The sequence below is a fragment of the Oceanimonas marisflavi genome, assembly GCF_003049725.1.
Taxonomy (GTDB): domain Bacteria; phylum Pseudomonadota; class Gammaproteobacteria; order Enterobacterales; family Aeromonadaceae; genus Oceanimonas; species Oceanimonas marisflavi.
The window spans coordinates 12,410-23,253 of the sequence record NZ_QAGM01000001.1 but is presented as its reverse complement, the minus strand read 5'-3'; the positions used below and the strand labels follow the sequence as shown (position 1 = coordinate 23,253).

The 10,844-nt window shown below is 61.1% G+C and carries 11 protein-coding genes and 1 pseudogene; 5 read left to right on the top strand and 7 right to left on the bottom strand.

Annotated elements, in window-relative coordinates:
* Nucleotides 1–70 precede the first annotated feature (70 nt).
* The 3 genes and pseudogenes from DA373_RS00130 to DA373_RS16555 all read right to left on the bottom strand — a co-directional run.
* Nucleotides 71–1,126, bottom strand: coding sequence for an NADP(H)-dependent aldo-keto reductase (locus DA373_RS00130; RefSeq protein ID WP_107850341.1), 1,056 nt, complete (start codon nt 1,124–1,126; stop codon nt 71–73).
* A 156-nt stretch (nt 1,127–1,282) separates the two neighbouring features.
* A complete protein-coding gene (locus tag DA373_RS16560; RefSeq protein WP_269801400.1) occupies nt 1,283–2,416 on the bottom strand; it encodes a PhoX family protein in 1,134 nt (377 codons plus the stop codon).
* Between the two features lie 122 nt (nt 2,417–2,538).
* A pseudogene (locus DA373_RS16555) lies at nt 2,539–3,195 on the bottom strand (PhoX family protein); the annotation flags it as partial.
* Between the two features lie 99 nt (nt 3,196–3,294).
* Between DA373_RS16555 and DA373_RS00120 the strand changes: the two are divergent.
* The gene (locus DA373_RS00120) at nt 3,295–3,639 is read left to right on the top strand and encodes a hypothetical protein (protein ID WP_107850340.1); all 345 of its coding nucleotides are present in this window, start codon (nt 3,295–3,297) and stop codon (nt 3,637–3,639) included.
* A gap of 44 nt (nt 3,640–3,683) precedes the next feature.
* Here the strand turns inward: DA373_RS00120 and DA373_RS00115 are convergent, their stop codons facing one another.
* Both DA373_RS00115 and DA373_RS00110 read right to left on the bottom strand, forming a co-directional pair.
* Complete coding sequence (locus DA373_RS00115; protein WP_107850339.1) at nt 3,684–4,142, bottom strand: hypothetical protein; 459 nt, start codon at nt 4,140–4,142, stop codon at nt 3,684–3,686.
* Nucleotides 4,143–4,334: 192 nt separating this feature from the next.
* Nucleotides 4,335–5,441, bottom strand: coding sequence for a GNAT family N-acetyltransferase/peptidase C39 family protein (locus DA373_RS00110; protein WP_107850338.1), 1,107 nt, complete (start codon nt 5,439–5,441; stop codon nt 4,335–4,337).
* Nucleotides 5,442–5,579: 138 nt separating this feature from the next.
* Between DA373_RS00110 and DA373_RS00105 the strand changes: the two genes are divergently transcribed.
* The gene (locus DA373_RS00105) at nt 5,580–7,085 is read left to right on the top strand and encodes a RimK family protein (RefSeq protein ID WP_107850337.1); all 1,506 of its coding nucleotides are present in this window, start codon (nt 5,580–5,582) and stop codon (nt 7,083–7,085) included.
* A 3-nt stretch (nt 7,086–7,088) separates the two neighbouring features.
* On the opposite strand, the gene msrB is transcribed toward DA373_RS00105, so the two are convergent.
* Entirely contained in the window at nt 7,089–7,559 is a 471-nt protein-coding gene (gene msrB, locus DA373_RS00100; RefSeq protein ID WP_107850336.1) for a peptide-methionine (R)-S-oxide reductase MsrB, read from the bottom strand.
* 2 nt (nt 7,560–7,561) lie between these two features.
* Nucleotides 7,562–8,176, bottom strand: coding sequence for a peptide-methionine (S)-S-oxide reductase MsrA (gene msrA / locus DA373_RS00095; protein WP_107850335.1), 615 nt, complete (start codon nt 8,174–8,176; stop codon nt 7,562–7,564).
* Between the two features lie 124 nt (nt 8,177–8,300).
* On the opposite strand from msrA, the gene DA373_RS00090 reads away from it, so the two are divergent.
* Genes DA373_RS00090 through DA373_RS00080 form a run of 3 tightly spaced genes read left to right on the top strand, consistent with a single transcriptional unit; the run spans nt 8,301 to nt 10,837 of the window.
* Nucleotides 8,301–9,080: a TSUP family transporter gene (locus tag DA373_RS00090; protein WP_107850334.1), complete on the top strand. Its 780-nt coding sequence runs from the start codon at nt 8,301–8,303 to the stop codon at nt 9,078–9,080.
* Nucleotide 9,081: 1 nt separating this feature from the next.
* On the top strand, nt 9,082–10,107 hold the full coding sequence (btuC, locus tag DA373_RS00085; RefSeq protein WP_107850333.1) for a vitamin B12 ABC transporter permease BtuC: 1,026 nt from the start codon (nt 9,082–9,084) through the stop codon (nt 10,105–10,107).
* On the top strand, nt 10,094–10,837 hold the full coding sequence (locus DA373_RS00080) for an ATP-binding cassette domain-containing protein (protein WP_107850332.1): 744 nt from the start codon (nt 10,094–10,096) through the stop codon (nt 10,835–10,837). The genes btuC and DA373_RS00080 overlap by 14 nt, the downstream gene beginning before the upstream one ends.
* Nucleotides 10,838–10,844: the final 7 nt, after the last annotated feature.

Below are 10,844 nucleotides of genomic sequence, written 5' to 3'. Positions count from 1 at the left end.
AGAATATTCTTGCCGAAAGAAAAAAGGCCGCTCATAAAACGACCTTTCAGTTTAAAAAATGAACGTATTGTTATGGCGCCGGATTGGGATATTGACGGTGAATATCGGTGATGCCCAGTCTGATTTCCTCACTGAGTTCGATATGAACGCTGTCGAGATTTTCCTTCAGCTGGGTCAGGCTGGTGGCGCCAATCAGGTTGCTGGTGACAAAGGGCCGGGTGTTGACAAAGGCCTGGGCCAGCTGGGTGGGGGTAAGACCGTGCTCCCGGGCCAGGGCCACGTAGGCGCTGGTGGCGGCCCGTGAAGCGGCGCCGTTATAACGCTGAAACCGGTTGTAAATGGTGAGCCGGGCCCCTTCGGGCTGAGCACCGTTTTCATATTTGCCGGTGAGCATGCCAAAGGCCAGGGGCGAGTAGGCCAGCAGGCCAACCTGCTCGCGCAGGGAGAATTCGGACAGGCCGATTTCATGGGTGCGGTTAAGCAGGTTATAGGGATTCTGAATGCCCTGAACGCGGGGGTAGTTGTGGCGCTCGGCTTCCAGCAGAAATTTGTGCACCCCCCAGGGGGTTTCATTGGAAAGACCAATGTGGCGGATTTTACCCGCCTTCACCAGCTCGTCGAGCACCGCCAGGGTCTCGGCAATGGGCACGGTATCGGCATCCTTGTCGTCCAGCTGTTCAAGGCCGAGCTGGCCAAACATGTTGGTGCGGCGGTCGGGCCAGTGCAGCTGGTAGAAGTCGATGTAGTCGGTCTGCAGCCGGCGCAGGCTGTCATCCAGCGCCCTGACGATATTGGCCCGATCCAGCATGGGGTTGCCATCACGAAAATAGGACGGCCGCTTGGGATCGTGGGCCCGGCCCACCACCTTGGTGGCCAGTACCACTCGGTCGCGGCAGCCCCGGGCCGACAGCCAGTTGCCGATCATGGTTTCGGTGGCGCCCTGAGTGTGCTCCCGGGGCGGAATGGGATAGAGCTCGGCGGTGTCGATCAGGTTGACGCCATGATCCAGGGCCATGTCGAGCTGAGCGTGGGCTTCGGCTTCATCATTCTGCTCGCCCCAGGTCATGGTGCCCAGGCCAATCAGGCTGACGTCGATGTCGGTGTTGCCCAGTTTTCGGTATTGCATAGCGCTCCCCGCAGGTTGGTTCTGTTTTTTAAAACAGGATACCAGCAAAGCGTGCGCAAGATCACGGCGACCCCTTCGGGGACCAGGGATTAGGGATTAGGGAATAGTCGAGCGCTGGCCTGCCAGTCCCCAGTCCCCAGTCCCCAGCCCCTGCTTTTAAGCGCCGATAATGCCGCCGTCTTCCCGGGTGATCATCATCACGCTGGAGCGGGGCTTGCTGTTGCCGCCCATGGGGAAGTGGGAGCCGGCCATGTCTTCGCCCGGGTGCTGCACGCCCACAAACAGGGTTTTCTGATCCGGGCTGAAGGCCAGACCGGTGATTTCACAGGCCACGGGGCCGGTAAGAAAACGCCGGATTTCGCCGGTACCGGGGTCGGCACACAGCATCTGGTTGTTGCCCTGGCCGGCAAAGTCGCCCTGATTGGAGTAGTTGCCGTCGGTCTGGATCCACAACCGGCCGCCCTGATCAAAGCCGATACCATCGGGGCTGTTGAACATATTGTCGGCGTGAATATTGGCGGAGCCGGCGTAGAGGTTGTCGGTGTGCACCGTCGGATTACCCGCCAGCACAAACAGGTCCCAGTCAAATTCGCTGGCGGTGTGCTGGCCGCCGGCCGGGCGCCAGCGCAAAATCTGGCCATAGTGGTTTTCGGCGCGGGGGTTGGGGCCGCCCACCGGCTGACCGTCTTTCACGCCGCGGTGCTTGTTGTTGGTGAGAGTGCAGAACACCACAGGCTCGTGAGGGTGAGCGGCCACCCACTCGGGCCTGTCCATGGTGGTGGCACCCACCTGAGTGGCGGCGAGACGGGCGTGGATGAGGATTTCGGCCTGGCTGGCAAAACCGTTTTCGGCGGTGAGGCCGTGCTTGCCGTGGGTCAGCTCAATCCATTCGCCCTTGCCGCTGAGTTCGCCGTCTTTACCTTCATGGAATCTGGCCACATACAGGGTGCCCTCGTCCAGCAGGTGGCGATTGGCGGCCGGGTCAGTCGGGTTGTATTTTCCTTTGCTGACAAAGCGGTACAGGTGCTCGCCGCGCTCGTCGTCACCCAGATACACTACGGCGTGGCCGCTGTTGTCCACTACCAGCTCGGCGTTTTCGTGCTTGAAGCGGCCCAGCGCGGTGCGTTTTACCGGGACTGAGTTCGGATCTTTGGGATCGATTTCCACCACCCAGCCAAAGCGGTTGGGCTCGTTGGGATTTTTGGCCAGATCAAAACGTGAGTCGTGTTGATGCCACTGCCAGCCCGCGTCTTCCCTGCCAATGCCATAACGGGCCTGGGCCGGGGTAATGTCGGCGTTATCCCGGCTGCCGAAATAGCCGTTGAAGTTTTCCTCGCAGGTGAGGTAGGGTAGGTGCCCCAGGGGGTCATGCCGTTGGCACAGTTGTTAAAGGTACCCAGCACTCGCTCGCCCTTGGGGTCGGCGGCGGTTTTCAGCAGGTCGTGCCCCTTGGCCGGACCGCTGATGGCCATGGGGGTACTGGCGTGAATGCGGCGGTTGTATTGGCCGTCTTTTACCAGTTGCCAGCGACCGTTTTGCTTCTCAAGGGTGAGAATGGACACACCGTGGGCGGCCTGGGCACACTTCACATTCTCTGCGCTCATGTGCTTGCCCTGGTGCGGGAACATGTGCTCGTAATTACAGTATTCGTTGTTAATCGCCAGAATGGCGGTGCGGTCGTCGATGGCAAAAAAGCTCATGCCGTCGTTGTTGTCGCCAAACTGGCCGGCCTGAGCGGCGGCGCTGTTGCCCGTTTCGCTGAACTCGGGCACGGTGCCAAACAGGGGATCGCCCCAGGATACCAGCCGCTCCGCCTTGTAGCCGGCGGGGACGGTAAAGGTATCCCTGGTGCTGGCCGGCACGGGCGTAAAGCCCAGCAGCGGGCCGGCCTTGGTGGCGGCGGCCACGGCCCGGGACAGGGGAGAAACGGTAAAAAAGGCGGCGGCGCCCAGGGCGGCGGCACCCCCCAGAAAGCGGCGGCGGCTCAGGCCTTTCTCCACCAGCCGAGTGAATTCGGGAACCTGGTGACGGGGGTTGTTCAGCTCGTCCTGACGTTCAAAGCGACTCATTTTTAATTATCCTTTGCTCACTGCGGTTTGAATTTTGCTGTCTGAATTCTGCTGCGTCATCATGGCAGTTTGATAACAACCATATGACAGGAACAAGACATGAAAACCCATATTGCCGATACCCTGGCGAAAACCATTATTTCCATACAGGCCGTGTTGATCCCGGTGTTGCTGCTGGCCGGCGCCTGGCTGACCCAGCAGGGCGCGGCTGAACAGGGTGAAACCCTGGGGGGACCCTGGTTGTGGCCGGTGCTGGTGCTGATGTGTGTTGCCTGGCTCTGGTTGTGTCACCGGGCCTGGCTGGGGTATTTATCTGCTGAAGGCATGGGCCGGCAGTGGCCGTTCTGGGTGCTGGTGGCGGTGCAGCTGCCGTCTTTTCCTCTGGGCACCCTGATGGGGGCCGGACTTATCTATCTGAAACTGCGCCATCATCCGCGCCACTGATACAAAAAAGGCAGCCGATGGCTGCCTGTTTGCGTCAGAGGAGGTTAATCATCCCAGTCGTCGTCATCCCAGTCACGACGGTGCTTGTGCTTGTAATAATGCTTTCTCTTGCCGTGATAGTGGTGATGCACTTCCCGGTGGCCATCACCGGAGCGGGCGCCCATGGCCGAGCCGGCCGCGCCGCCCACCCCGGCGCCGATCAGCTGACCGCTGTCGCCACCCAGGTTTTTGCCCAGGGCCGCGCCACCCAGGGCGCCCACGGCGCCACCCAGGGCGGCTTCGTTCTTGTTGCCGCGGTTGGCGGTGGCGGCACCACCGGCGGCGCCACCCAGGGCGGCTCCCACCAGGGCGCCGGTGTCGCCACCCATTTGTTTACCGATAAGGGCGCCGGCCGCACCGCCGGCGCCGCCACCGATAATGGTGTTGAGGGTTTCACCGGCCATGGCCGACTGCATACCGAACAGCATCGGCAGCATCAGGATTGTAAGGATCTTTTTAAACATGGCTGTCTCACTCAGCGGTTTGTACTTGCCGGGAAATATACGACCTTTTCAGGAATTGGGAAGAGGGACTCATGAATAAAAAAACAGCACCATTTGAATTTGAAGTTATGGTAACATTCTGTTTTATAACGAATATTTTATTATTTCTGAAAGTCTGGCGACCAAAGCTGACCGACAACTCCTGACCCATGGTCAAGGTTTGGCCACCCATACCAGGGTGCGCAGCGCATTCTGGCCGTAGCGGGCCAGTCGATCAAAGCGCGCCCGTGCAATGGGCAGGTACTGTTTGTCTACCGCGCTTTCTCCTGTCGCTTCGTCGATGTCGGGGTCGTGAATATAAACAAACTCCCGGTCCATGGCGCACACCAGCACCCAGTGAGGGGCCTTGCGGCCGTCCAGATGATAGGTACTGATCAACACCAGCGGCAGCCGGCCTTCGTTCAGCCCCTGCTCCAGCTGCGCCAGGGTAAAGTGCTCATAACGAGGCACTATGTCTGCCCGGGCCAGATTGGCCAGAAACTGCCGGTGTACCCGCTCCAGTACCTGCTTTTTTTCCGGGCTGCGTACGCTGCTGATAAACAGCGGACCGTCCTGATTCAGCACCAGCTCCACCGCAAAGCCGCGCCGGTGGGCCGCCAGCGCCAGGCCGTGAGGGCCGCAGCCACCGTGCCCCTGGGTCATAAAGATGGTGGTGGCCTCACGCCACAGCTGCAGCTCTTCGTCGGGCTCGGTGCGATGCCTGGCATCCAGCGCGGACAGCGCCATCATCAGTGAGGCCGGGCCACAGGTAAACTCGGTGGTCTGGCGGTAATAGGGCACGGCGCGGCTGCCCGCCAGGGGATGGTAATGATGAATGCGTTTCTGGTAACGCAGGGCGCTTTCATGATCTTCATAGTAATCGTGATAGACCCCGAACTGACGGTAGCCCAGGCGCTGGTAAAGGTTCTGGGCGGCAATGTTGTCGGTGCGTACCTCAAGGCGCATAAACACGGCGCCTCGCTCCTGCGCCGCCATTTCGGCGCGCTCAAGCAGGATACGACCCAGCCCCAGACCACGGGCATCGGGTGACACCGCAATGGAATAAATGCGCGCCAGCTGAGTGTTGCGCCGGAACAGCACCAGTATATAGCCGAGTAAAACGTCATTTACTTCGGCAGTCAGTAATACATCCTGAGGGTGTTCAATAAAACGAAGAAAGCTGCGCCGGCTGATCCTGTCCTGATCGAAGCAGCGGGCTTCAAGCTGTAACAAGGCGGTGATATCGGAACGCAGGGCGGAGCGAACAACAGGCGCGGACATCAAGGCACCCGAAAGCAGGAAGAGAGTGCTTCAACATACGATAATTTTGGGTACTCGGCGAGAAAATTTCAGTGTCTCGGGCGGGCTTTATGCGTAATGTGATGCTCAAGGCTCGCTTTTTATTAAACGGATCTCTGCATGACCCAACTCGTTCTGGTAGTGGATGAACTCAGCGCCTGGGCGCCTTATTTTCCCAGTGACAATCTGGTGGACTTTGAGACCTACCTCAAGCAGCCGCCGGTCAAAAACGCGCCCCGCACCCGGGTGATCAATCTGTGCCGCACCGGCAAGTATCTGTCCAACGGCTATTACTGCTCGCTGCTGGCGGAAGCCCGGGGCCAGCATGTCATTCCGTCCGTCTCCACCCTCAACAACCTGCGCAACAAGGGACTGTTTGCCTTTGGCTTTGACGGTGTGTCCGAGGCGCTGGATGCTCACTACGGCGACCTTGAGGCGGGGGCCAAAGTGAAAGTAAAAAGCTGCTTCGGCCAGAGTGCCGTGCCCGGGCTTGAAAGCCTGTGCCGGGAGCTGTTTGAGCGGCTGCCGTGTCCGATCCTTGAGCTGACTTTCAGGCGCCGCAGTCGCTGGGAGCTGACCGGCCTAGCAACGCTGTCGCCCCGGGAGCTGGCAGAGCAGGAAGAAGATCAGTTTGCCGATGCGCTCGACCGTTATTCCCGCATCATCTGGCGCAAGCCCCGCTCTGCCAGGCGTTATCGCTACGATCTGGCTGTGCTGGTGAATCCGGACGAAGCCCTGCCGCCTTCCGATGCGGGTGCGCTCAAGCGCTTTGTACGCGCCGGCGAGCGGGCCGGGGTGAACGTGGAAATGATCACCCGCAAGGATTATCAGCGGCTGGCGGAATACGACGGCCTGTTTATTCGGGAAACCACCGCCATTGACCATCACACCTTTCGGTTTGCCCAGAAGGCAGAACATGAAGGCCTGGTGGTGATCGACTCGCCCACCTCCATTCTGCGCTGTGCCAACAAGATTTTTCTGGCAGAAAGCTTTGCCAAGCATGGCGTGCCGGCACCCAAAACCCTGATGGTGAATCCGAAGCAGAAAGACGCCGCCCACTGGCTTGAAAACGAGCTGGGTTACCCATTGGTGCTGAAAATACCCGACGGTGCCTTTTCCCGGGGCGTATACCGGGTCGCCGACCGGGAGCAGCTGACGGAAACACTGGGCAAATTGCGCAATGCCTCGGCACTGGTACTGGCGCAGGAATACTTTTTTACCGAGTTTGACTGGCGCATCGGTGTGCTCAATCATCAGCCGATTTTCGCCTGCAAGTATTTTATGGTGAAAGGTCACTGGCAGATCTACCGCCATAACGACGGCAAGGAAGCGGATTCCGGCGGCTTTGTGACCCTGCCCACCCACGAGGCCCCCCCCATGGTGATTAACGCCGCACTCAAGGCGGTGAAGCCCATCGGTGACGGTCTTTACGGGGTGGATATCAAGGAAGGCAAGGGCCGGGTGGCGGTGATTGAGGTGAACGACAATCCCAATATTGATCACGGGGTGGAAGACGTGTTTCTCAAGGACCGGCTGTACGACATGGTGATCGAAGATTTTGTGCGCCGGTTTGAAAAGGACAGGGAGGCCGTCGTCGCCAGAAAAGGGCGGCGCGACGGCCGTTAAGACTTACAAAAAGCCGGTTTCGCCCCGCCTGAGCGGATCCGGCTTGGTAGCACCGTCGGCACAGAACTGCATGGAGGCCGAATTCAGGCAATAGCGAAGCCCGGTGGGAGGCGGGCCATCGGGAAACACATGACCCAGATGACCGTCACAGCGGGCGCAGCGGATCTCCACCCGGCGCATGCCGTGGCTCATGTCGGCCAGCTCACGAATGTGGTCCGGATGGTAGGGCGCGTAAAAACTCGGCCAGCCGGAGCCCGACTCGAACTTGCAGGCGGAGGAAAACAGCGGCAGGGCACACAGCCGGCAGACGTAACAACCGTCTTCATGGTTGTCGAGCAGGCCACCGCAAAAGGGGGGCTCCGTGCCTTGGTTGAGTAACACGCGGCGCTCTTCCGGGCCGAGCTCATTGGCCAGGGCCTGAAGCTGGGCCTCGTCCGGCGCAGAAAGATCGTAAGGGCTGGGAGTCTGGGCCATGATCAGATGTCCTTTTTCAACCTGTGTTTGTAATAGTGGTGCACCTTGGCCACCTTGGGCTGGGCCACGGCGGCGATATAGGGTTGATCCGGATTCCGGGCGGCGTAATCCTGATGATAGTCCTCGGCCGGATAGAATATATCCAGTGGCTCCAGGCTGGTCACTATGGGTTGCTTAAAGGCGCCGGCCTGCTCCAGCCGGGCAATGTAGTCTTCCGCCAGCTCGCGCTCCTGCTCATCCTGCCAGAAAATCGCCGAGCGGTACTGGGTTCCGGTATCGTTGCCCTGGCGGTTAAGCTGGGTGGGATCGTGGGCAATACCGAAAAACACCTTCAGCAGGGTGCCCGGACCGATAAGACTGCTGTCATAGATGATCTGAATGGCTTCGGCATGGCGGGTGGTGCCGGTGCACACCGCCTTGTAGTTGGCATCCTGGGCATCGCCACCGGCATAGCCGGAAATCACCTCAATGACGCCATCAAGCTGACGGTAAACGGCCTCGGTGCACCAGAAGCAGCCACCGGCCAGCACCAGGGTCCGCTCGCCGGTATTGCGAAAGGCGCTGTCGTCGATATCGGGAAAATCGCTGGGCAGCAGGCCCAGAACCTCGTTGCTCATGGGGTTCTCCTTATTGATGTGTCGTCTACGTTACCATAGCCAAAAGTCGGGGCAAGGCTCGCTGTTGCCTGACGCCGCATCCTGTTAATCTTGGCACCTTTCTTGTTTTGAGTCCTGAAATACGATGGAACTGGATTTACTGACCCTGGGTCTGCTGGCGCTGGCGGCTCTGCTGGCCGGGTTTATTGATGCGATTGCCGGCGGTGGCGGGCTGATTACCGTGCCGGCCCTGCTGGCCACCGGCATGCCCCCCACCATGGCGCTGGCCACCAACAAGCTGCAGAGCTGTTTCGGCTCTTTCTCGGCCTCGCTTTATTATCTGCGGCGGGGACTGATTGACTGGCGCATCATGAAATGGGCGGTGGCCTGCACCTTTGTGGGGAGCATGCTGGGCACCCTGCTGGTGCAGCGCATTGACGCCTCGGTGCTGGAAAAGGTGCTGCCGTTCCTGCTGGCGGCCTTTGCTCTGTATTTTCTGCTTTCACCCAAAGTTGGCGATGAAGATCGCAGCCGGCGGCTGGGGATCATTCCTTTTGCCCTGGTGGTGGGCACCGGCGTGGGTTTTTATGACGGTTTTTTCGGCCCCGGCACCGGCTCCTTTTTTGCCCTTGGGTTTATCGCCCTGGCCGGCTACAGCATGGGCAAGGCCACGGCTCACACCAAGCTGCTGAATTTCACCTCCAATTTCGCTTCGCTGTTGTTTTTTATTCTGGGTGGTCAGGTGGTGTGGATTGCCGGCCTGGCCATGGCCGCCGGTCAGTTTCTGGGCGCACGGCTCGGCTCCAGGATGGTAGTGACCCGTGGCACACGCATTATTCGTCCCATGCTGGTCACGGTGTCGCTGGTGATGTCGGCGCGCTTGTTGTGGCAGCAATACCCGCAACTGTTCAGCTGGATAAGCTGAGATGAGGGGGGGAGCCACATCACTGAGTCATTTGTTCGGTGCCCAGCAACGGCGCTATCGCCGCTGGCTGCTGGGGCTGGGCCTGATGCTGAGTGCCGCCGTGCTGCTCAGCCTGCAGTCGGGGGCCGTGGGGGTGGGGCTGGAGGTGTTGTGGCAGCCGGTGTCGGCGCTGGAGCAGCAGGTGTTCTGGCAGCTGCGGCTGCCGCGTACCCTGCTGGCGGTGCTGGTGGGAGCCAGTCTGGCCCTGTGCGGCGCCGTGCTGCAGGTGCTGCTGCACAATCCGCTGGCGGAGCCGGGGCTGATTGGCATTTCCAGCGGCGCCAGCCTGGCGGCGGTGCTGACCCTGTCGCTGGCGGGCTGGCTGGGCTGGTCGCTGCCCCACTGGGGGGTGTCGCTGGCGGCCTTTGCCGGGGCTCTGGTGGTGACTGTGCTGCTGATGCTGCTGGCCCGGCGTCGGCTGGGGCAGGGGGCGTTGCTGCTGTTCGGGGTGGCGGTGGGGATTTTTGCCAACGCCATTCTGACCTGGCTGCTGTATCTGGCCGACGATGCCTCGCTGCGCACCTTTCTGTTCTGGATGATGGGCAGCCTGGGCTATGGTCAGCGGCTGTCCTGGGGCTGGTGGCTGCCGGCCATACTGGCGTTACTGTGGCTGGTACGTCAGGGCGGCCGGCTGGACTTGCTGGCGCTGGGTGAGCAACAGGCCCGGCTGCTGGGGCTGAACGCCCACCGGCTGCGACCCAGGCTGGTGCTGGCAGTGTGTCTGCTCACCGCCTTCAGCGTGGCCATGGCCGGGGTGATCGGCTTTGTCGGCCTGGTGGTGCCGCACCTGCTGCGGCTGCTGGCCGGCGGCCGTCAGCGCTTTCTGCTGCCGGCCTCGGCCCTGGCCGGCGCCGCCCTGCTGGTGCTGGCGGACGTGGTGGCGCGGCAGACTCTGGTGACCGGCGAGCTGCCCATCGGCGCGGTGACGTCCACCCTGGGGGCGCCGGTATTTGTCTGGTTACTGGTGAAACGCCATGCTGACGCTTGATGAATTAACCGTAGAGCACAGAGTGGGGCCGGTGAGTGGCCGGCTGGCGGCCGGCCGCCTGACCCTGCTGGTGGGCCCCAACGGCAGTGGCAAGTCCAGCCTGTTGCTGGCGGCGGCCGGGCTGCTGAACGCCGGTGGTCATGTGCGGCTGAATGGCGAACGGCTGGACTTGCTGGATCTGGCGGAGCTGGCGCACTTGCGCGCCATGCTGGTGCAGCACTCTGTGCTGCCGGCCGGGTTAAAAGGCTATGAGCTGCTGGCCCTTGGCGTCAACGGTGAGGTGAGCGAGACCGCCTGCGAGGAGATGGCGCGGTTAAGCGGTTATCTCAAGCTGGACACCCTCTATGCCCGGCCGCTGTCGGCGCTCTCGGGGGGTGAGCAGCAGCGGCTGCTGATCGCCAAAACCCTGTTGCAGGTGTCCCCTGTGCTTAATCCGGAGGCCCGCGTATTGCTGCTGGATGAACCCCTGGCCGGGCTGGACTGGCAGCATCAGCTCGCCACCTTGCGGCTGCTGCGTCACTATGCCGGGCAGGGGCTGACGGTGGTGGCCTCCATTCACGACATTAACCTGGCCGCCCAGTTCGGTGACGATATCTGGTGCCTGCACCAGGGCCGGCTGGTGGCCAGCGGCGGCCCCGATGTACTCACCCCTGAACTGGTAGCCGACGTGTTTGAGGTCAAGGTCAAACTGCTGCAGCAGGACGGCCAGCGGCTGCTGCTGCCGGTATAAATGTTTG